At 75.3% G+C, this 21,356-nt stretch carries 14 protein-coding genes; 13 read left to right on the top strand and 1 reads right to left on the bottom strand.

All coding sequences use genetic code 11. From position 1 onward, the window contains the following. The first annotated feature begins 113 nt into the window (after positions 1–113). Positions 114–3,836, top strand: a complete 3,723-nt coding sequence (locus GA0070564_RS27255; protein WP_091615469.1) for a S8 family serine peptidase — start codon at positions 114–116, stop codon at positions 3,834–3,836. Positions 3,837–3,971: 135 nt separating this feature from the next. Here GA0070564_RS27255 and GA0070564_RS27250 read toward each other — a convergent pair whose 3' ends face one another. Then, positions 3,972–4,970 carry a helix-turn-helix domain-containing protein gene (locus tag GA0070564_RS27250; RefSeq protein ID WP_245670302.1) on the bottom strand — a complete coding sequence of 333 codons (999 nt, stop codon included), beginning with the start codon at positions 4,968–4,970 and terminating at the stop codon, positions 3,972–3,974. Between the two features lie 81 nt (positions 4,971–5,051). Between GA0070564_RS27250 and recN the strand changes: the two genes are divergently transcribed. The 12 genes from recN (at position 5,052) to GA0070564_RS27190 (ending at position 21,349) form a co-directional block, all read left to right on the top strand. Then, the gene (gene recN, locus GA0070564_RS27245) at positions 5,052–6,809 is read left to right on the top strand and encodes a DNA repair protein RecN (RefSeq protein WP_091615465.1); all 1,758 of its coding nucleotides are present in this window, start codon (positions 5,052–5,054) and stop codon (positions 6,807–6,809) included. A gap of 120 nt (positions 6,810–6,929) precedes the next feature. Then, a complete protein-coding gene (steA, locus tag GA0070564_RS27240; protein ID WP_091615533.1) occupies positions 6,930–8,108 on the top strand; it encodes a putative cytokinetic ring protein SteA in 1,179 nt (392 codons plus the stop codon). Positions 8,109–8,136: 28 nt separating this feature from the next. Next, positions 8,137–9,075 (top strand): copper transporter, encoded by a 939-nt coding sequence (locus GA0070564_RS27235; protein WP_091615461.1) that lies wholly within the window; start codon positions 8,137–8,139, stop codon positions 9,073–9,075. A gap of 64 nt (positions 9,076–9,139) precedes the next feature. Further along, positions 9,140–10,006, top strand: a complete 867-nt coding sequence (locus GA0070564_RS27230; RefSeq protein ID WP_091615456.1) for a hypothetical protein — start codon at positions 9,140–9,142, stop codon at positions 10,004–10,006. A gap of 1 nt (position 10,007) precedes the next feature. Further along, the gene (murJ, locus tag GA0070564_RS27225) at positions 10,008–11,687 is read left to right on the top strand and encodes a murein biosynthesis integral membrane protein MurJ (protein ID WP_091615453.1); all 1,680 of its coding nucleotides are present in this window, start codon (positions 10,008–10,010) and stop codon (positions 11,685–11,687) included. A 120-nt stretch (positions 11,688–11,807) separates the two neighbouring features. Beyond that, positions 11,808–12,974 (top strand): glycosyltransferase family 4 protein, encoded by a 1,167-nt coding sequence (locus tag GA0070564_RS27220; RefSeq protein WP_091615449.1) that lies wholly within the window; start codon positions 11,808–11,810, stop codon positions 12,972–12,974. Beyond that, positions 12,974–15,247: a hypothetical protein gene (locus GA0070564_RS27215; RefSeq protein WP_425412549.1), complete on the top strand. Its 2,274-nt coding sequence runs from the start codon at positions 12,974–12,976 to the stop codon at positions 15,245–15,247. Before GA0070564_RS27220 ends, GA0070564_RS27215 begins: the two co-directional genes overlap by 1 nt. A gap of 150 nt (positions 15,248–15,397) precedes the next feature. Further along, positions 15,398–17,155 carry a CTP synthase gene (locus GA0070564_RS27210; protein ID WP_091615445.1) on the top strand — a complete coding sequence of 586 codons (1,758 nt, stop codon included), beginning with the start codon at positions 15,398–15,400 and terminating at the stop codon, positions 17,153–17,155. Beyond that, complete coding sequence (locus GA0070564_RS27205; RefSeq protein ID WP_091615441.1) at positions 17,152–17,757, top strand: NUDIX domain-containing protein; 606 nt, start codon at positions 17,152–17,154, stop codon at positions 17,755–17,757. The genes GA0070564_RS27210 and GA0070564_RS27205 overlap by 4 nt, the downstream gene beginning before the upstream one ends. Positions 17,758–18,097: 340 nt before the next feature. Then, positions 18,098–19,213, top strand: a complete 1,116-nt coding sequence (ald, locus tag GA0070564_RS27200) for an alanine dehydrogenase (RefSeq protein WP_091615437.1) — start codon at positions 18,098–18,100, stop codon at positions 19,211–19,213. Between the two features lie 26 nt (positions 19,214–19,239). Beyond that, a complete protein-coding gene (locus GA0070564_RS27195; protein ID WP_091615530.1) occupies positions 19,240–20,232 on the top strand; it encodes a site-specific tyrosine recombinase XerD in 993 nt (330 codons plus the stop codon). Positions 20,233–20,425: 193 nt separating this feature from the next. Further along, positions 20,426–21,349 carry a ParA family protein gene (locus GA0070564_RS27190; protein ID WP_091615433.1) on the top strand — a complete coding sequence of 308 codons (924 nt, stop codon included), beginning with the start codon at positions 20,426–20,428 and terminating at the stop codon, positions 21,347–21,349. Positions 21,350–21,356 lie beyond the last annotated feature (7 nt).

Here is a 21,356-nt window from a genome sequence, read left to right as displayed (position 1 = left end):
CGACATGTCGCCGGTGCGGCGGGCCGGGGGTAGTGACCCGGGGTTGATCTCCATCGCAGACTCCGACGGGTCGCCCTTCGCGGGCGGCCGAGTCGTTCAGCGAAGGAGCACCCATGAACTGGCCCCCGCGATGGTTCGCCCTCGGCGCGACCGCCGTGCTGGTGGCCGGCGTCGCCGCACCGGCGTCCGCCGAGCCGCCCGGCCCGCCCCCGCCGGCCACCCCACCGGCCGCGGGCGCCGCCGCACCGGCACCGGCCCGGGTCACGTTGATCACCGGTGACGTGGTCGAGCTGGACCGGGTCGCGCCGGGCCGGGCCACCGTCACCGTCCGGCCCGCCGCCGGACGCGAGCGGGTCACCTTCCACACCGTCACGGTCGACGGGCAGCTGCGGGTGCTCCCCAGCGACGTGGTGCCGTACCTGGCCAGCGGAGTGCTCGACCCGGACCTGTTCGACGTGGAGGAGCTCGTCGCGCAGGGCTACGGCGACGCGGACACCGGTCGGCTGCCGCTGATCGTCCGCTACCGCGACGGCGCGAACCGGCGGGCCGGCGCGTTCGCCGCCACCGCCACCGACGTACGTCCGCTGCCCAGCATCGACGGGGCCGCCCTCGCCGTCGGCAAGGGCGAGCTGGGCGGCCTCTGGTCGGCGCTGCGGGCCCAGGGGGCCGGGGTCGCGGCGGCCACCGCGAGCGGCCGGCTCGGCGCCGGCGTGGAGCGGGTCTGGTTGGACGGCCGGGTCCACCCGGTGCTGGACCGCAGCGTGGCGCAGATCGGCGCGCCGGCGGCCTGGGCGGCCGGGCGGGACGGCGCCGGGGTGAAGGTCGCGGTGCTCGACACCGGGATCGACGCCGGGCACCCGGACCTGGCCGACCGGATCGCCGACAGCCGGGACTTCACCGGCGCCGGCGGGGTCGCCGACGGTCACGGCCACGGCACCCACGTCGCGTCGATCATCGCCGGCAGCGGGGCGGCCGCCGGGGGCACCCGCAAGGGTGTCGCGCCGGGCGCCCGGCTGGTCGTCGGCAAGGTGCTGGACGACTCCGGCTCCGGCTACGACTCGTGGATCATCGAGGGCATGGAGTGGGCCGCCCGCTCCGGCGCCCGGGTGGTCAGCATGAGCCTCGGCGGGTCCCCGACCGACGGCACCGACCCGATGAGCCAGGCCGTGAACGACCTGACCGCCGAGACCGGGACGCTGTTCGTGGTCGCCGCCGGCAACTCCGGCGCCGACTACGCGGTCAACGCCCCCGGCGCGGCCGACGCCGCGCTCACCGTGGGCGCGGTCGACCGGGACGACGCCCTGGCGCCGTTCTCCAGCCGCGGCCCCCGGGTCGGCGACAACGCGGTCAAGCCGGAGATCACCGCGCCCGGCGTCGGCATCGTCGCCGCCCGGGCCGCGGGCACGACGATGGGCGAGCCGGTGGACGACCGGTACACCGCCGCGTCGGGCACCTCGATGGCCACCCCGCACGTCGCCGGCGCCGCCGCCATCCTGGCCCAGGACCACCCGGACTGGCGGGCCGACCGGCTCAAGGACGCCCTGGTCAGCACCGCTCGCGGCGCCGCCGGGCAGAGCGTGTTCGCCCAGGGCGGCGGCCGGGTCGACGTGGCCCGCGCCCTCGGCCAGCGGGTGTACGCCTCGGCGGTCGCCGACTTCCGGCGCATCGACCCCGCCACACCCGGCGACGGGCTGCGCCGCGAGGTCGCGTACACGAATCTCACCGGCGTGACGCAGACCCTGCGGCTGCGGCTGGAGGTCCGCAACGTCGACCGCAACGCCGACGAGCCGGACGGTTTCGCCCTCGGCGGTGACGAGGTGACCGTCCCGGCCGGGGCGACCGTGCCGGTGTCGGTCACCGCCGACCCGGCGAAGCTGGACCGGGGCCGGCACGGCGGCTGGCTGGTCGCCACCGGCGCGGACGGCGTGCAGACCCGCACCGCGCTGGCCGCCACGCTCAGCGGCCCCCGGCACACCGTCACCCTGCGCGGGGTGGACCGGTCCGGCCGGTCCACCAGCGTGCCGGTGGTGACCCTCTTCGGTGAGCAGCCCGAGTCGGACAGCCTGGGCTGGATCCCCGAGGGCGGCGAGGTGACCTTCACCGTCGAGGAGGGGACCTACCTGATGCACGCCGTCATCGAGGACGGCGTCCCGCTGGACGAGCAGTCCACCCTGCTGGTCGACCCGCAGCTGTCGGTCACCGGTGACGTGACCGTCGTCCTGGACGCCCGGCGGGCCACCCCGGTACGGATCGAGACGCCGAAGCCCGCCGAGCAGCAGACCACCCTGGCGTACTACGTGCACCGGGTCTTCGGCAACGGCCGGCAGATCGACCACGGCGTCATGCAGTTCAGCACGATCGGCCGGCTCAACGTCACCCCGACGGCCCGGGTCACCGACGGCGAGTTCGAGTTCGCCTCCCGGTGGCAGCTGGTCGCCCCGATGGTGCGGGCCAGGGTGACCGGGGTGAGGGGGCCGCTGGACGTCAACCTGATGTACCAGTCGCCCGACGCCGACCTGCACCGCGACCTGCCGCTGGTGGACGCCGGCACGGGTGCGCCGGACGAGCTGGGCGGGGTGCGGGGCGCCGCGGCGCTGGTCTCGGCCAGCCCGGACCGCTCCGAGGAGGAGCAGGTCGCGGCGGCGGCCGCCGCCGGCGCCGCCGTGGTGCTGGTGGTCCGCCCCGCCGACCGCAGCGCGTGGACGTCGTGGAGCCCGCAGGGCGACCGGTTCGCCGTGCCGGCGATGGCGCTGCCCTACGACGACGGGCAGCGGGTGCTGGCCGCCGCCGCGCGCGGGGCCCGCGTCCAGCTCGCCGTCACCGTGTCCAGCCCCTACCTGTACGACGTGTTCCAGGTCTCCCGCCAGCAGGTGCCGGCCACCGTGGTGCACCGGGTGACCGCCGCCAACTCGGCGCGGCTGACCACCCGGTACGTCGACACCGGCGGCTTCGCCTGGGCCAAGGAGCAGCGGTTCGGCTGGCGGCCCTGGCAGCAGTTCGCGCTGGAGACGCAGCGGATCGTGCGTACCGGCACCGCCCGCGAGGAGTGGGTGAGCGCCGGGGACTCGCTGTGGCGGCAGCGGGCCAGCCGCCTCTACGTGTGGAGCGACGGCCAGCTGCTCGGCGGGGCCACCGAGCCGCTGCGCCGCTACACCGGGGGCAGCAGCGCCACCCGCAGCTGGTTCGCGCCGGTGGTCCGGCCGGCCCTGGCCGGGCCTTCGACGGCCAGCCGCAGCGGTGACCTGCTCGACCTGCGGATCGCCCCCTTCGTGGACGCCGACGGGCACTGGTCCGGCGCCGACGGGGAGAGCATGGACACGGTCCGGGCGGTGCTGTGGCGCGACGGCCGGCAGGTCGCCGACCTGTCCACCGGTGAGCCGGTGGTCACCGTCGCCGACCGGGCGCGCTACCGACTGGAGCTGGACACCACCCGCGGCGCCGAGGAGTGGCGGTGGGCCGCGCGGACCCACACCGCCTGGGAGTTCACCTCGGCCCGGCCGGTCGGGACCGACCCGGCGCCGCTGCCCCTGCTCCAGCTGGACTACCGGGTGCCGACCGACCTGTCCGGCACGGTCGACGGTGGTCGGCCGCACCGGGTGGGGCTGACCCTGCGCCACCAGGCCGGCCTGCCGGCGCCCACCGGCGCCCGGGTCGACGTCGAGGTCTCCTTCGACGACGGCGCGCACTGGCGGGCCGCCCCGGTCACCGGTTCCGGCGCCGCCTGGACGGCGACCGTGCCGGCCGGGACCGGCGGCGTCTCGCTGCGGGTGCGGGCCACCGACGGCGCCGGCAGCACCGTCGAGCAGTCCGTGATCGGGGCGTACGGGCTGCGCTGAGCCGGCGCCAGCGCGGAACCCCCCCTCCGCGCGGGCGTCCGGTCGGGTCGCCGCGGTTCCCGCCAGGGGGTGGTGGGGGCCGCGGCGGCTCACCCGGCCCGGTGCGCCCTTCGGGTGGGCGGCACCGGGCCGGGCCTACAGCCAGCCGCGGCGGGCGGCCTGGTAGGCCAGCCCCGGCCGGGTGTCCACCCCGGCCAGGGTCATCAGGTCGGCGAGCCGCCGTTGGATGGTGCGGCGGCTCACGCCGAGCTGCGAGGCGATGGACTTGTCCGGCACCCCGGCCACGAAGAGCGACAGCAGCCGCCGCTCGTCGGCGCTGGGACCGCCGTCGACGGTGGGTCCGACGCCGGGCAGCAGCGGGGTGGCGGCGTTCCAGTGGCTGTCGAAGAGGGCGAGCAGGGCGTCGAGGAGCTGGCTGCGGCCGATCACCGCGGCGGTCGGCTCGCCGCTGGCCCGGTCCGGCACCAGCGGGCAGATCGCGGTTGCCCGGTCGGCCACCGCGAGCCGTACCGGCAGCAGGTCGGTGACCCGGGCCTGCTCGCCGCTGCGGACCGCCTTCTCCACGTCGGCCAGCGCCGCCGGCTCGGCCAGCAGGTCCCGCTCGTAGATCGCCCGGTAGCTGACCCCGCGGGCCAGGGCGGGGAACTCCTCGAGGTTCTCCGGGCCGGACATGGCCAGCGGGTTGGCGCGGCAGAACCAGAGCACCTCGACGCGGGCCTCGTCCTGCATCCGGCGCAGCCGCGCCCGCAGGGCGTCCGCCCCGGTGATGATCTCCACCAGGTGGTCGGCGTCGTGCCGTCGTACGCCCGCCCGGTACTCCTCGGTGAGTTGCGCGACCCGGCGCCGGGCCGACTCCAGCGACCGCTGGTGGCGCAGCAGCTCGTCGCCGAGGGCGACGTCCGGGGGCAGCGGGCGCAGCGGGGCGTCCGGGGCCGTGCCGTTCGGCGCGACCAGGCCCCGCTCCCGCAGCCCGCTCAGCGCCCGCCCCAGCCGGTCGGCGTCCAGCGGCAGCCGCGCGGTGAGCTCGGCGGGCCGTGCGGTGGACAGCCGCAGCAACACCCGGTAGACCTGCTCCTCGTCCTCGTCGAGGCCCAGAATCCCCAGCACCTGCCGCCCATCGCCGGTCGCGTCCACGGCCGGTGATGCTACGTGGGGCCGCCGCGCCGCCCGCGCCGGCTGGTCAACTGTCACACGGCGCGTCTACTGTCGGTTGCTGTGCTGGAAGAGCTGCGCATCACCGGACTGGGCGTCATCGAGGACACCACCCTCCCGCTGGCCGGCGGGATGAACGTCATCACCGGCGAGACGGGCGCGGGCAAGACCATGGTGGTCACCGGCCTGGGCCTGCTCTTCGGAGGCCGCGCCGACGCGGGGAGGGTCCGCGCGCAGCCGGGGCGGGCGGTGGTCGAGGGGCGGCTGCGGCTGGCCGGGCGGGTCGCCGCGACCGTGCACGCCCGGATCGTCGACGCCGGTGGCGAGCCGGACGAGGACGGTTCGGTCCTGCTGAGCCGCACGGTCACCGTGGAGGGTCGGTCCCGGGCGCACCTGGGCGGCCGGTCGATGCCGGTGGCCATGCTCGGTGAGGTCGGCGAGCAGGTGGTGGCGGTGCACGGCCAGTCCGACCAGCTGCGGCTGCTGCGGCCGGCCGAGCAGCGGGCCGCACTGGACCGCTTCGCGGGGCCGGAGCACGAGAAGCTGCTCGACGCGCTGCGCGAGGCGTACACCCGCTGGCGGGCGGTGGTCGACGACCTGGCCGACCGGCGGAGCAACGCCCGGGCGCGCAACCAGGAGGCCGACCTGCTGCGCCTCGGGCTGGACGAGATCACCCGGGTCGACCCGCAGCCCGGCGAGGACGACGAGCTCAAGACCGAGGCGCAGCGCCTGGAGCACGCCGAGGGGCTGCGCACCGCCGCACAGCTGGCCCAGCAGTGCGTGGCCGGCGGGGTGGAGGCGACCGACGACACCCCGGACGCCACCGTGCTGCTGGGCACCGCGCGGCGCACCCTGGAGGCGCAGGCCGGCACCGACCCGGCCCTGGGTGACCTGGCCGGCCGGCTGGAGGAGGCCGCCACGCTGGTCGCCGACGTCTCCGCCGAGCTGTCGAGCTACCTGGCGGCGCTGGACGCCGACCCGGCCCGGTTGCAGACGGTCTACGAGCGCCGGGCCGCGTTGCGCGCGCTGACCCGCAAGTACGCCGACGACGTCGACGGGGTGATCGCCTGGGCCGACCGGGCCCGCGAGCGCCTGTCGGACCTGGACACCTCCGACGACCTGCTCGACGAGCTGGACCGGGAGGGTCGGCGGCTGGCCGCCGAGGTGACCGACCTGGCCGGCCGGGTGTCGACGTCCCGGCAGGAGGCCGCGGTCCGCTTCGCCGACCAGGTCACCGTGGAGCTGGCCGGGCTGGCCATGCCGCACGCCCGGATCGAGGTGGCGGTGCTGCCCCGCTCGGCGGGGAAGGCCGAGCCGAGCCTGCCGGTCAACGGCGTCGAGGTGGGCGTCGGGCCGGACGGCGGCGACGAGGTGGAGCTGCGCCTGCTGGCCCACCCGGGCGCGCCGTCGCTGCCGTTGCAGCGGGGCGCCTCCGGCGGTGAGCTGTCCCGGGTGATGCTCGCCATCGAGGTGGTCTTCGCCGGCTCCGGCGGCCCGCCCACGCTGGTCTTCGACGAGGTCGACGCCGGGGTCGGCGGGCAGGCGGCGGTGGAGATCGGCCGCCGGCTGGCCCGGTTGGCCCGCAGCCACCAGGTGCTGGTGGTGACGCACCTGCCGCAGGTGGCCGCCTTCGCCGACCGGCACCTGGTGGTTGCGAAGGACACCGGGGGAGCGGTGACCACCAGCGGGGTGCGGGTGGTGGAGGACACCGAGCGGGCCCGGGAGCTGGCCCGGATGCTGGCGGGTTTGCCGGACTCCGATCTGGGTATCGCGCATGCGGAGGAGTTGCTGGCCGTGGCGGCGAAGGAAAGGCGACCGTGAGGCCCGCTTTGTGAGCGCAAGCACACCGGGCCCGTGTCCGAGTGTGCTTCCCTGGGTAGGCGGCCCTGCTCAGGCATGTCGCGACAGATGATGCCTGCCTCACATGCCAGGATGGTCACGATGCGTCTACCCACGTTGCGCCGAACCCGAAACGCGGAAGCGGGCCGGGTCGTCGGCACCGCACGCCTCGACCGTCGGACCAAACGCCTGGTCGGGCGGCTCAGACCCGGTGACATCGCGGTGATCGACCACGTCGACCTGGACCGGGTGGCGGCCGACTCGCTGGTCGCCGTCGGGGTCGCCGCGGTGCTCAACGCCAAGCCGTCGGTCTCCGGCCGCTACCCGAACCTCGGCCCGGAGGTGCTGGTCGCCGCCGGCATCCCGCTCCTGGACGACCTCGGCGAGGGGGTCTTCGAGCAGGTCCGCGAGGGCGACCAGGTGCGGATCGAGGGCAACACCGTGTACGTCGGCGACGAGCCGGTGGCGCACGGCGCCCTCCAGGACGCCGAGACGGTCGCCAAGGCGATGGCCGACGCCCGGGAGGGGCTCTCGGTGCAGTTGGAGGCGTTCGCCGCCAACACCATGGACTACCTCAAGCAGGAACGTGACCTGCTGCTCGACGGGGTGGGCGTACCGGACATCCAGACCCGGATGCAGGGTCGGCACTGCCTGATCGTGGTCCGCGGCTACGACTACAAGGCCGACCTGGACGTGCTGCGGCCGTACATCCGCGAGTTCAAGCCGGTGCTGATCGGGGTGGACGGCGGCGCCGACGCGCTGGTCGAGGCGGGCTACACCCCCGACATGATCATCGGTGACATGGACTCGGTCACCGACGACGTGCTGCGCTGCGGCGCCGAGGTGATCGTGCACGCGTACCCGGACGGCCGGGCGCCCGGGCTGGCCCGGGTCAACGGGCTCGGCGTGCCGGCGCTCACCTTCCCGGCGGCGGCCACCAGCGAGGACCTGGCGATGCTGCTGGCCGACGAGAAGGGCGCCTCGCTGCTGGTCGCGGTCGGCACCCACGCCACCCTGGTCGAGTTCCTCGACAAGGGGCGCGGCGGCATGGCCTCGACGTTCCTCACCCGGCTCAAGGTGGGCGGCAAGCTCGTCGACGCCAAGGGCGTCAGCCGGCTCTACCGGCAGAGCATCTCCGGCTCGTCACTGCTGCTGCTGGTCCTCTCCGCGATCGCCGCGATGGCCTCCGCGGTGGCGGTCTCCACCGTCGGCAAGGCGTATTTGGGCGTGGTGTCGGAGTGGTGGGACAATTTCGTGTTCCAGCTCGGCCAGCTCTTCTAGCTCCCCCACCGATCAAGAGGCTGCAAGCGTGATCAACTTCCGGTACCACGTGGTGTCCCTGACCGCGGTCTTCCTGGCGTTGGCCATCGGCCTGGTGGTCGGCACCGCCGCCCTCAACGGCCCGGTCGCCGACTCGCTCAAGGAGAACGTCAGCGCGCTGCGCAAGGACAACCAGCAGATGCGCCAGTCGGTCAACAGCCTCCAGAAGGAACTGGACATGGAGGAGGACTTCGCGGCCGAGATCGCCCAGACCGTCCTGCCCGGCAAGCTGGCCGGCAAGCGGGTGCTGGTGCTGGACCTGCCCAGCGGGCGGGACTACACCGAGGGCGTGCTGAAGATGCTGGACCTGGCGGGCGCCGACGTGACCGGCCGGGTCGACCTTCAGGACAAGTTCATCAACCCGGACAGCAACAGCAACCTGATGGAGCTGGCGGTCACCGCCGCCCGGCCGACCGCCCCCGCCTCCGGGCTGCCCGGCAACGGGCACGGCGTGGAGACGTCCAGCGCCCTGCTGGCCAGCGTCCTGCTCGACCGGGCCCAGGGCGCCGCCCCGGTCAGCGACGCCGACCGGCGGGCGGTGCTCGCCTCCTACTCCAACGCCGGCTACCTGAGCACCGAGGAGCGGATCAACCGCTCCGCCGAGGCGGTCGTGCTGATCACCGGGCAGCCGTACACCGACAAGGACTCGGTCAAGAAGGACGAGTCGGTGGTGAAGGTCGCCGAGCAGTTCGACCGGACCGGCGCGATCGTGATCGGCGGCAACGGCTCCGAGGGGGGCAACGTGGTCTCCGTGGTCCGCGGTGACCCGGTGCTCGCCCAGACCATCTCCACCGTCGACAACGCCAACACCATCCAGGGCCAACTGGTCACCACCCTCGCCCTGGTGCAGCAGATCGACGAGAAGAAGGCCGGCCAGTACGGCGTGGGCGGAAACGCGGCGTCGCTGTTGCCTAAACTGCCCCAGTGAACGAACGACTGTCCGGTCCGCGCCGCGCCGCGGCGTGCGTCCGGTGGCGGATCGGAGGGCTCGCGTGAGCAGGTGGGGTCGGCTGCTGGCCGCCGGAGCCGGGGCGCTGGCCGCCCGCTACGTCCTGCGTGAGGTGCGTACCGCCCCGGTGGCGCCCGCCCTGGAGCGGACGAACTTCCGCGGCCGGACGGTCACCCTGGCGGCCGGGCCGGCGCTGGCCGCCGGCGCCGCCACCGCCGGTGCGCTCGCCGCGGGCAGCGGGCCGGCCGGGTTCGCGGCGCTGGTCGCCGGGGTGGGCTCGGGCGCGGTCGGGCTCTACGACGACGTGGTGGGCGCCCGGCCCGAGCAGAAGGCCGCCAAGGGCTTCGCCGGTCACCTGGCGGCGCTGCGTGAGGGCCGGGTCACCGCGGGGCTGGTCAAGATCGTCGGGGTGGGGGTCGCCGGCCTGGGCGCGGCGGCGCTGCTCGCCGCGGATCCCCGGGTCGCCGCACACCCCCGCCGGCGGACGCAGACCGGCCCCGGCCGCGTCGTCGACGTGCTGCTCGGCGCCGGCGTGGTGGCCGGCACCGCGAACCTGCTCAACCTGCTCGACCTGCGGCCCGGCCGGGCGGCGAAGTCGGGCCTGCTGCTGGCCGCCCCGCTCGCCACCGGCCCGTACGGCGGGATCGCCGCCGGTGCCGCCGGCGCCGCCGCCGGCCTGCTCGGCGACGACCTCGACGAGACGGTGATGCTCGGCGACAGCGGGGCCAACGCGCTCGGCGCGCTGCTCGGCGTCGCGCTGGCCGCCCGCACCGGGCCGCTCGGCCGCGCCGGTGCGCTCGCCGTGCTGGCCGGGCTCACCGCCGCCAGCGAGAAGGTCAGCTTCACCCAGGTGATCCAGCGGACCCCGGTGCTGCGGGAGCTCGACGCGCTGGGCCGTCGCCGCGACTGACGTGACGAAACCGGCCCCCCTCGCCGGCGCCGGCCGGGTCGCCGGAGCGGCCGCCCTCATCGCCGCGCTCACCGTGCTCAGCCGGCTCGCCGGCTTCGGCCGGACCATCGCGTTCACCTGGACGCTGGGCCCGTCGGACCTCGGCGGCACCTACGTCATCGCCAACAACCTGCCGAACTTCATCTTCGAGATCGTCGCCGGCGGGGCGTTGGCGAGCCTCGTCGTACCCCTGCTGGCCGGGGCGGTGGAGGCCGGCGACCGCCGGTCGGTCGCCGCCACCACCGGCGCGCTGCTGACCTGGACGCTCAGCCTGCTGGTCCCGCTGGCCGTGCTGGTGGCGCTGCTCGCCGGGCCGCTGATCTCGTTGCAGGGCGGCGGCCTCACCGACGAGCAGCACGCGGCGGGCGTACGCATGCTCTGGTGGTTCGCTCCGCAGCTGCCGCTGTACGGGATCGGGATCGTGCTCACCGGGGTGCTCCAGGCGCACCGCCGGTTCGCCTGGCCGGTGATCGCGCCGCTGCTGTCCAGTCTCACGGTCGTCGTGGTCTACCTGGCGTTCACCGCCGCCGAGGGACGGCTGGCCACCGTCGGCGCGGTGAGCCGGACCGGGGAGACCCTGCTCGCCGCCGGCACCACCGTCGGCGTGGTGGTGCTGACGCTGTCCCTGCTGATCCCGCTGCGCCGGCTCGGCCTGCGGCTGCGCCCCGGCTACGGGTTCCCCGCGCAGGCCCGGGCCCGGGTGGGTGGGCTGGCCGTGGCCGGGGTGGTCACGGTCGCCGCCCAGCAGGTCGCCCTCATGGTCAGCCTCAACCAGGTCAGCTACGGGCCGAGGTCGAACCCCGGCGTCTACAACCTGGCGCAGACCGTCTACTTCCTGCCCTGGGCGGTGCTGGCGGTGCCGTTGGCCGTGGCCGCGTACCCGACGCTGGCCGCCGCCCGCGCGGCCGGCGACGAGCGGGCCTACCGGGAGACCCTGGCCCCCGCGGTCCGCGGGGTGGTCCTGTTCAGCCTGCTGGGCGCCGCCGCGCTGGTCGGTACGGCCGGCCCGGTCGGGCACTTCTTCTTCCCGCCGGCCGCCGCCGGCACGGCCGCCGCGGCCATCGCCGGGTTCGCGCCCGGGCTGGTCGGCTACGGCCTGTTCGCGGTGCTGACCCGTGCCCTGTACGCCCGGGGCGCCACCCGGGCGGCGACCGTCGCCACGGCCTTGGGTTGGCTCACGGTGCCGCTGCTGGTCGTGCTCCTCGGCCAGCTCCTGCCGATCGAGGACCGGGTGCCCGCGGTGACCCTGGCGACCTCCGGCGGCATGCTGGTGCTGGGCGCCCTGCTGCTGGTCGCGGTGCGCAGCTCGGCCGGGGCGGGCGCGCTGGCCGGCGTCGGTCGGGCGGGTATGGCCGGCCTGGCGGCGGGCGTGCCGGCCGCGCTGGCCGGGGTCGGCGTCGCCCGCCTGGTGGCCGGCGGCGGCCCCCCGACGACCGGCGGGGCCCTGCTTCAGGGCATGCTGTCCGGGGTCGTGGTCGCGGTCGTGTTCCTCGCCGTCGCCTGGCTGGTGGACCGGCGGGACGTGGCGCCGCTGCTGGCCGCGGTCACCCGTCGGCTGGGCCGCCGCCGCACCCCGGCCGCCCCCGGGCCGGCCGAGGACGTGGTGCCGGCCGCACGGTCGCGAACGGAAGGGGACCGGTGAGCGCGAGGAGTGAGCCGGTGTTGCGAGCCCCGCAGTCGCGAACGGAAGGGGACCGGTGAGCGCGAGGAGTGAGCCGGTCTTGCGAGCCCCGCAGTCGCGAACGGAAGGAGAGCAGAGCCCATGACGGAGACGACGTCGGCATCCCGGTGGCACGGCTCCGTGGTCCTGCTCCTCGCCTCCAGCACCGGCGGGGTGGGTCAGCACGTCCGGTCGGTGGCCCGGGGCCTGGCCGCGGGCGGCGCGTCGGTCCTGGTCTGCGGGCCGGCCGCGACCGAGGAACAGTTCGACTTCACCGGCGTCGGCGCCCGCTTCGCCGCCGTCGAGATCCCGGCCAGCCCCACCCCGGCCGACGCCCGGGCGGTCACGGCGCTGCGCCGGGCGCTCGCCGCCACGCCGGTGGACGTGGTCCACGCGCACGGGCTGCGCGCCGGCCTGGTCGCGGTCCTCGCCCGGCCGGCCGCTCCGGTGGTGGTCACCTGGCACAACGCGGTGCTCGCCGGCGGGCTGCGCGGCCGGGTCTCCCGCCTGGTCGAGCGGGTGGTGGCCCGGTCCGCGCGGGTGGCCCTGGGGGCCTCCGCCGACCTGGTGGACCGGGCCGCGGCGCTGGGCGCGACCGACGCCCGCCTCGCCCCGGTCGCGGCGCCCACGCTGCCCGCGCCGCGTCGCCGCCGGGCGGCCGTACGCGCCGAGTTCACCGTCGCCGCCGACCAGCCCCTGATCCTCTCGGTGGGCCGCCTGCACCCGCAGAAGCGGTACGACATCCTGGTCGATGCCGCCGCCCGTTGGCGTACCCGCCGACCGGCGCCGGTGGTGGTGATCGCCGGCAGCGGTCCGGCGTACCTGCCGCTGGCCGCCCGGATCTCCGCCACCCGGGCGCCGGTGACCCTGCTCGGGCACCGTACCGACGTCGCCGACCTGCTGGCCGGCGCCGACCTGGCGGTGGTCACCAGCGACTGGGAGGCCCGCCAGCTCTTCGCCCAGGAGGCGCTGCGGGCCGGCGTACCCCTGGTGGCGACCGACACGGGCGGCCTGCCGGAGCTGGTCGGCGACGCCGCCCTGCTGGTGCCGCCCGGCGACGTGGACGCGGTGGACGCGGCGGTACGCGGGCTGCTCGACGACGCCGAACGCCGCGCCGAGCTGGGCCGGCGGGGTGTCCGCCGGGCGGCGGCCTGGCCCACCGAGGCGGACACCGTGGCGGCGCTGGCCGGGCTCTACGCCGAGCTGGCGCCGGTCGGGGCCGGTCCGGCCGCGCCGGACAGCGGCGCCGAGTCGGCGGGGCAGCGCTGATGCTGCGTCGACTGACCCCGGTCCTGCTCACCCTGCTCGTGGTGGTGCTCGGCATCACCGCGCTGGCGGCCCGGCCGGAACGGGACGGGCCGCGCCGCTCGGCCGACTTCGTGGTGCTCGCCGGGGTCGCCGGCCTGCGCTGGGAGGACGTCGACCCGCAGCGCACGCCGACCCTGTGGCGGATGGCCGAGGAAGGCTCGATCGGGTCGCTGTCGGTGCGCTCGGCGCACCGCCCGACCTGCCCGGTGGACGGCTGGTTGACCCTCGGGGCGGGTAACTTCGCCGCCTGGAACGGCGTCCGGCACGCGGGTGGCTGCCCGACCACGGCGGTCACCGTCGAGCAGCCGGACGGGATCGGCGCGAACCTGCCCCAGCAGCAGAGCGTGGTCGGCTACAACCAGGACCGGCTGCCGTGGGGCGCGGTGCCCGGCTCGCTGTCGGAGTCGGTGCGCTGCTCGGTGGCGGTCGGCCCGGGGGCGGCGGTCGCCGCGGCCCGGCCGTTCGGCCGGGTCGACCGGTACGCCTCGGCGCTGCCCAGGGATCCGCGGGCCCTGCTGGGTTCCTGCGTGCTGAGCATCGTGGATCTCGGCACGGTGACCGGTGCGGATCCGGCGGCGCGGCAGGAGGCGGCCCGGCGTGCCGACGAGCAGCTGGCCCGGGTGCTGGCGGCCCGGCCGCCCCGCTCGCTGGTGCTGGTCGCCGGGATCTCCGACACCGACGAGACGTCGCGGTTGCACGTGGCCGTGGCCGACGGGCCGGGTTGGGAGCGGGGCTGGCTGACCTCCGCCAGCACCGGCCGGGAGGGTTATCTGCAACTGGCGGACCTGGCGCCCACGGCGCTGGCGGCGCTGGGCCGTCCGATGCCGGAGCGGCTCTTCCTGGGCCGGCCCGCCCAGTCGGTGCCGGGCCGTCCGGACGACCTGCCCGCGGCGATCGCCGCGCCCGCCGACGCGGACCGGGAGGCGGGTGCCCAGCGGCGGGTGGCCGGCTGGTTCTTCGCGCTGCTGGCCGCAGCCCAGGTGGCGCTGGCCGTGGCGGTGCTGCCGCTGCTGCGCCGGGCCCGCCGGCTCGCCGGCCCGCACGGGCCCGTCCCGGTCTCCCCGCGCGTGGTGCGGGTGGTGGAGCTGCTGCTGATCGCCGCGGCCCTGGCCGTGCCGGCGGCGCTGCTCGCCGACGCGGTGCCCTGGTGGCGCGGTGACCACGCGGGGTTGTACTTCGCGGTGGTCACGGCGCTGCTGACGGTGGGCGCGACCGCCGCGGTGCGGTTCACCCCCGGGTACGCCCGGACGCTGGGGCCGCTCGGCGCGGTCGCCGGGCTGGCCACCCTGGTGGTCGGCGCGGACGTGTTCACCGGCGCCCGGTTGCAGCTCAACGGCGTGGTGGGCTACTCGGCGCTGCAGGGCGGCCGGTACGCCGGGTTGGGCACGGTGGGGTTGGGGATCTTCCTGGCCGGCGCGCTGCTCAGCGCGGGCTGGCTGGCGCAGCGGGTCCGGCGGGGCTGGCGCCCGGCGGTGATGGTGCTGGTGGGCGGCGTGGCGGTGGTGGTGGTCGGCAGCCCGTACCTGGGCGCCGACTCGATCGGCGCGATCGCCCTGACCGCCGGGGTGAGCGTGGCCGCGGCGATCAGCACCGGTGGCTGGTTGACGGTGAGCCGGTTGGTCTGGGCGACCATGGCCGGGCTTGCGGTGACCATCGGTTTCGCCGTGGTGGACCTGCGCCGGCCGGAGTACGAGCGGGGCAGCCTGGGTCGCTTCCTGGCCGCCCTGGGCGACGGCACCGGCGGGCTGACCGTGCACCGGTCCAGCAGCGCGAACTTCGAGACGTTGGTCAACAGCCCGCTGACGGTGATCGCCCTGGCCGGGGCGGCGCTGGTCTTCCTGGCCCTGCTCCAGCCGTGGGGCGGCCTGATGCGGCTGTTCGGCATCTACCCGGCGATCCGGGCGGCGATGGCGGGTACGGCCGTGGCGGCCGGCATCGGCGGTCTGCTGGGCGGGGTGGCCCTGGACGTGGCCGGGGCGGCGGGGGCGCTGGTGGTGCCGATGGCGGCGCTGGCGGCGCTGCGGGTGCTGGACCACTCCACCGACCGCACCCAGCCGGTCGCCGGGCGGCCGTGGGACGACGCGGCGGGCGACCTGCCGGCCGGGGATCCGCCGGACGTCCCTGCGGGTGGTGCGGCGGGTGCACCGGACATCGGTGACGGACCGGACGACGACGCCGCCGCACCGGTGCCGCCGCAGGCCAGGCGGGCATCGACCGGGGCCACGGTCCGTTGAGCCGGTGCGGCCCGCCGGGGTTGTGAGGCCGGGTGCGGCCAGGGCTGCCGGTCGGGAAGGTGTTACCGTGGAATCCCGTGGACTGCGTGATCACTTCGCTGATCGGCACGGCGGTTCGCACGACCGCGACGGACGACACGGGAGCAGGCCTTGGCCCCTTCAGCACGGACGACCAGGCACATTTTCGTCACCGGGGGAGTCGCCTCCTCGCTGGGTAAGGGCCTCACCGCCTCCAGCCTCGGCAATCTGCTGACCGCCCGCGGGTTGCGCGTGGTGATGCAGAAGCTCGACCCGTACCTCAACGTGGACCCGGGGACGATGAACCCGTTCCAGCACGGCGAGGTCTTCGTCACCGACGACGGCGCCGAGACCGACCTCGACGTCGGGCACTACGAGCGGTTCCTCGACCGGGCGCTCTCCGGCAAGGCGAACGTCACCACGGGTCAGATCTACTCCGACGTGATCGCCAAGGAGCGGCGCGGGGAGTACCTGGGCGACACCGTCCAGGTCATCCCGCACATCACCAACGAGATCAAGGCGCGGATCGTCGGCATGGCCGACCCGGACGCCGACGGCCAGGTGCCGGACGTGGTGATCACCGAGGTCGGCGGCACGGTCGGTGACATCGAGTCGCTGCCGTTCCTGGAGGCGATCCGCCAGGTCCGCCACGACCTGGGCCGGGACAACTGCTTCTACCTGCACGTCTCGCTGGTGCCGTACCTCGCCCCGTCGGGTGAGCTGAAGACCAAGCCGACCCAGCACTCGGTGGCGCAGCTGCGCAACATCGGCATCCAGCCCGACGCCATCGTGCTGCGCTGCGACCGGGAGATCCCGGAGAAGCTGAAGGAGAAGCTCTCCCTCTACTGCGACGTGGACCGCGAGGCCGTCGTCGCCGCCCCGGACGCGCCGAGCATCTACGACATCCCGAAGGTGCTGCACCGCGAGGGCCTCGACGCGTACGTGGTGCGCCGGCTCGGGCTGTCGTTCCGGGACGTGGACTGGACCAGCTGGGACGACCTGCTGGACCGGGTGCACCAGCCGCACCACACGGTCACCGTCGCGCTGGTCGGCAAGTACGTCGACCTGCCCGACGCGTACCTGTCGGTCAGCGAGGCGATCCGGGCGGCCGGCTTCGGCCACCGGGCCCGGGTGCAGCTCAGGTGGGTGCCCAGCGACGACTGCGTCACCCCGGCCGGCGCGGCCGCCGCCCTGGCGGGCGTGGACGGCATCGTCATCCCCGGCGGGTTCGGTGTCCGCGGCATCGAGGGCAAGATCGGCACCGCCCGGTACGCCCGGGAGAACGGCATCCCGCTGCTCGGCCTCTGCCTCGGCCTGCAGTGCATGACCATCGAGGTGGCCCGCCACCTGGCCGGCCTGGACGGGGCGAACTCGCTGGAGTTCGACGAGGAGGCCAAGCACCCGGTCATCGCCACCATGGCCGACCAGGAGGACATCGTGGCCGGCCGGGGTGACCTGGGCGGCACCATGCGGCTCGGGGCGTACCCGGCGAAGCTGACCGAGGGGTCGATCGTCGCGCAGGCGTACGGCAGCACCGAGGTCAGCGAGCGGCACCGGCACCGCTACGAGGTGAACAACGCCTACCGCGACCAGCTGGAGAAGGCCGGGCTGCACATCTCGGGCACCTCGCCCGACGGCCGGCTGGTCGAGTTCATCGAGCTGGACCGGGAGCTGCACCCGTTCTTCGTGGCCACCCAGGCGCACCCGGAGCTGAAGAGCCGCCCGACCCGGCCGCACCCGCTGTTCGCCGGCTTCGTCAAGGCGGCCATCGCGTACTCCGAGGCCGACCGGCTCCCGGTCGACCTGGACGCCGCGGCGGCCCCGTCGGCGGCGAAGAAGGCCGGCCGCAACGGCGGCGCCCCGGCGGCCAAGGCGGCCGCCACCTCATGAGCGCCGTCGAGCACCACTACGAGGTGACCGACCGGACGGAACGCTACGCCGGGCCGATCTTCACCGTGCTCAGCGACCAGGTCACCATGCCCGGCGGCGGCACCGCCACCCGGGACCACGTCCGGCACGTGGGGGCGGTCGCCGTGGTGGCGCTCGACGACGCCGGCCAGGTGGTGCTGCTGCGGCAGTACCGGCACCCGGTCGGGCGGCACCTGTGGGAGCTGCCGGCCGGGCTGATGGACGTCGACGGCGAGGAACTGCCCACGGCGGCGGCCCGGGAGCTGGCCGAGGAGGCGGACCTGACCGCCGGGCGGATCGACCTGCTGGTCGACCTGCACACCTCGCCGGGCTTCTCCAACGAGCTGGTCCGGATCTTCCTGGCCCGGGACCTGGGCGAGGTGCCGCAGGGGCAGCGGCACGAGCGGACCGACGAGGAGGCCGACCTCCAGGTGGTCCGCCTGGACCTGGACGAGGCGGTCGGCATGGTGCTGGCCGGGGAGATCACCAACGGTCCGTGCGTGGCCGGCCTGCTGGCCGCCGCCCGGGCCCGCGACGCCGGCTGGTCGGTGCTGCGCCGGGCCGACGCCCCGCTGCCCGGCTGACCCTTCGTGTACGCCCCGACGGGGCCGTCCGGTGACCACCGGGCGGCCCCGTCCGCGTCGGAGGCGGGAAGTCCGTGCCCGCCGCACGCGTCGCGTCCGGCCGGCGGGAACCGTCACGCGGTGCGACGATGGGGGCGCGAGGTCGCGGCGCGGCGGCTCGCCCGGCACTCCTGACACATCGTCAGGCGGACCGGAGACCGGATGTCACTGTGCTGGCTCCGGGAGGGTGACCTCGGCCCTAGACTGCCGCCGGCGGTACCGGTGGACCGCGTCGGCAATGGGGCCGTCGCGGCACCGAGCAGTCGGGGACGAAGCAGCCCCGGAGGAAGGTGTCTGCATCGTGAAGGTCGGAATCCCACGCGAGGTCAAGAACCACGAGTACCGCGTGGCGATCACGCCGGCGGGCGTCAACGAGTTCACCCGCAACGGGCACGAGGTCTTCGTCGAGTCCGGCGCCGGGGTCGGCTCCAGCATCACCGACGACGAGTTCGCCGCCGCCGGCGCCAAGATCCTGGGCACCGCCGACGAGGTGTGGGAGACCGCCGAGCTGGTGCTCAAGGTCAAGGAGCCGGTCGCCGAGGAGTACCACCGGATGCGCGAGGGGCAGGTGCTCTTCACCTACCTGCACCTGGCCGCATCGAGGGAGTGCACCGACGCGCTGGTCGACCGGAAGGTCACCGGCATCGCCTACGAGACCGTCGAGCTGCCCGACCGGTCACTGCCGCTGCTCGCCCCGATGTCGGAGGTCGCCGGCCGGCTCGCCCCGCAGGTGGGCGCCTTCTACATGATGCGTACCGGCGGCGGCCGGGGTGTGCTGCCCGGTGGCGTCTCCGGCGTGTACGCGGCGAAGACCGTGGTGATCGGCGCCGGCGTCTCCGGCCTGAACGCCGCCGCCATCGCGCTGGGCCTGCAGTCCGAGGTGCTGCTGCTGGACAAGAACGTCGCCCGGCTGCGCTCCGCCGACGCGATCTACCGCGGTCACCTGCAGACCGTCGCCTCCAACGCGTACGAGATCGAGCGGGCCGTCCTCGACGCGGACCTGGTCATCGGCGCGGTGCTGGTGCCCGGCGCGAAGGCCCCGAAGCTCATCTCCAACGAGCTGGTCTCCCGGATGAAGCCGGGCAGCGTGCTCGTGGACATCGCCATCGACCAGGGCGGCTGCTTCGAGGACTCGCGTCCCACCACGCACGCCGAGCCGACGTACAAGGTGCACGACTCGATCTTCTACTGCGTGGCGAACATGCCGGGCGCGGTGCCGAACACCAGCACCTACGCGCTGACCAACGTCACCCTGCCGTACGCCCTGGAGCTGGCCAACCAGGGCTGGCGCGAGGCGCTGCGCCGCGACCCGGCCCTGGCGCTGGGCCTCAACACCCACGACGGGCAGGTCGTCTACGGCCCGGTGGCCGAGGCGCACGGCATGCCGACCCTGCCGCTGGACGAGGTCCTGGGCTGAGGAACGACAGCCCGAAGGGGAACAGCCTGACCACTGCTGCGCGCAGGGCCGGCCCGGGCACGCAGCCCGGGCCGGCCCTGCGTCGTGCCGTGCGCGGCTACCTCGACCACCTGACCGTCGAGCGGGGACTGTCGGCGAACACGCTCGCCTCGTACCGCCGGGACCTGGACCGCTACCTGGCGACCCTCGCCGCCGCCGGGGTCGTCGACCTGGCCTCGGTCGACGCCGGCACCGTCGAGGCTCACCTGGCCCGGCTGCGCGCCGGAGACGACGAGCACCCGCCGCTGGCGGTCGCGTCCGCCGCCCGGGCGGCCAGCGCCGTGCGCGGCCTGCACCGCTTCGCCGTCCGCGAGGGGCTGGCCGGCGCCGACCCCAGCCGCGACGTGCGCCCGCCGACGCCGGCCCGCCGGCTGCCCCGGGCGCTGCCCGTCGAGGACGTGATCCGGCTGCTGGAGACCGCCGGGCCGGCCACCGCCACCGGTGCGGGCGCGGCCCTGGCGCTGCGCGACCGGGCGCTGCTGGAGTTCCTGTACGGCACCGGGGCGCGGATCTCCGAGGCGGTCGGCCTGGCCGTGGACGACCTGGACACCGCCGACGGGGCGGTGCTGCTGCGCGGCAAGGGCGGCCGGACCCGGCTGGTCCCGATCGGCGGGTACGCCGTGGAGGCGCTGCGCGCCTGGCTGGTGCGGGCCCGCCCGCAGCTGGCCGCCGCCGGCCGGGGCACCCCGGCGGTCTTCCTCAACGCCCGCGGTGGCCCGCTGACCCGGCAGGGCGCCTGGACGATCCTGCGTCGCGCCGCCGAGCGCGCCGGGCTGCCCACCGACGGGGCGAACGCGGTCTCCCCGCACACCCTGCGCCACTCCTACGCCACCCACCTGCTCGACGGCGGCGCGGACGTGCGGGTGGTCCAGGAGTTGCTCGGGCACGCGTCGGTGACCACCACCCAGGTGTACACGTTGGTCACCGTGGAGCGGCTGCGCGAGGTGTACGCCACCGCGCACCCCCGCGCCCGGGACTGACCGGCCCCGGCGCGTCGCGACGTCGTCACCGGCCGACACGCCGGACCGGTAGCGAACGCCCTGCTCGCCGGTGGCGTACAGTCGGCTTCGGCGCGGACCTCCTGGGGCGACACGACCGGGGTGCGCAGCGGCGCCGCGAAGGACGTCGGACGGCTCCGACGCCGGGTGGTCGTCGGGAGGGGGCAACGAGGACATGGCTGGCAACGGTGATCGTGCCGACGCCTGGACGTCGGAGCTCCGCGAGCAGCAGGCGTCGCTCGGCGCGGACCTCGGGCCGGCGGATCCGGCGGCGTACACGATGCGCAAGCCCATCCCCGAGCCGATGCCGACCGACCGGCACGGTCCGGCGCGGATCATCGCGATGGCCAACCAGAAGGGTGGCGTCGGCAAGACGACCACCACCATCAACCTGGGCGCGGCGCTGGCCGAGTACGGCCGCAAGGTGCTGCTGGTCGACTTCGACCCGCAGGGCGCGCTCTCGGTGGGCCTGGGCGTCAACCCGCACAACCTCGACCTGTCGGTCTACAACCTGCTCATGCAGGACGACGTCACCGCCGAGGACGTGCTGATCAAGACCGACGTGGCCGGGCTGCACATCCTGCCGGCCAACATCGACCTCTCCGCGGCCGAGATCCAGCTCGTCAACGAGGTGGCCCGGGAGATGGCCCTGGCCCGGGTGCTGCGCAACGTGCGCAAGGAGTACGACTACATCCTGATCGACTGCCAGCCCTCGCTGGGCCTGCTGGCGATCAACGCGTTGACCGTCGCGCACGGCGTGCTCATTCCGCTGGAGTGCGAGTTCTTCAGCCTGCGCGGGGTGGCGCTGCTGCTGGACACCATCGACAAGGTGCGCGAGCGGCTCAACTTCGACCTGGAGCTCGAGGGCATCCTCGCCACCATGTACGACTCCCGCACCACCCACTGCCGACAGGTGCTCCAGCGGGTGGTCGAGGCGTTCGGCGACAAGGTCTACCAGACGGTCATCACCAAGACGGTGAAGTTCCCCGAGTCCACGGTGGCCGGTGCGCCGATCACCACCCTCGACCCGGCCTCCTCGGGCGCCCGCAACTACCGCCAGCTCGCCCGTGAGGTGATCGCCGCCCAGGCCGAGCGGTAGCCGGCAG

Source organism: Micromonospora mirobrigensis, from assembly GCF_900091555.1.
GTDB classification, from domain to species: domain Bacteria; phylum Actinomycetota; class Actinomycetes; order Mycobacteriales; family Micromonosporaceae; genus Micromonospora; species Micromonospora mirobrigensis.
Note: the sequence above shows the minus strand (reverse complement) of the source record. Positions and strands in the feature narration are given on the sequence as shown.

Bases quoted from the DNA above. Each gene is read 5' to 3' on its own strand.
- GA0070564_RS27190 (WP_091615433.1), top strand. From the start codon at position 20,426: ATGGCTGGCAACGGTGATCGTGCCGACGCCTGGACGTCGGAGCTCCGC.
- GA0070564_RS27255 (WP_091615469.1), top strand. From the start codon at position 114: ATGAACTGGCCCCCGCGATGGTTCGCCCTCGGCGCGACCGCCGTGCTG.
- steA (WP_091615533.1), top strand. From the start codon at position 6,930: ATGCGTCTACCCACGTTGCGCCGAACCCGAAACGCGGAAGCGGGCCGG.
- GA0070564_RS27215 (WP_425412549.1), top strand. From the start codon at position 12,974: ATGCTGCGTCGACTGACCCCGGTCCTGCTCACCCTGCTCGTGGTGGTG.
- GA0070564_RS27220 (WP_091615449.1), top strand. From the start codon at position 11,808: ATGACGGAGACGACGTCGGCATCCCGGTGGCACGGCTCCGTGGTCCTG.
- GA0070564_RS27205 (WP_091615441.1), top strand. From the start codon at position 17,152: ATGAGCGCCGTCGAGCACCACTACGAGGTGACCGACCGGACGGAACGC.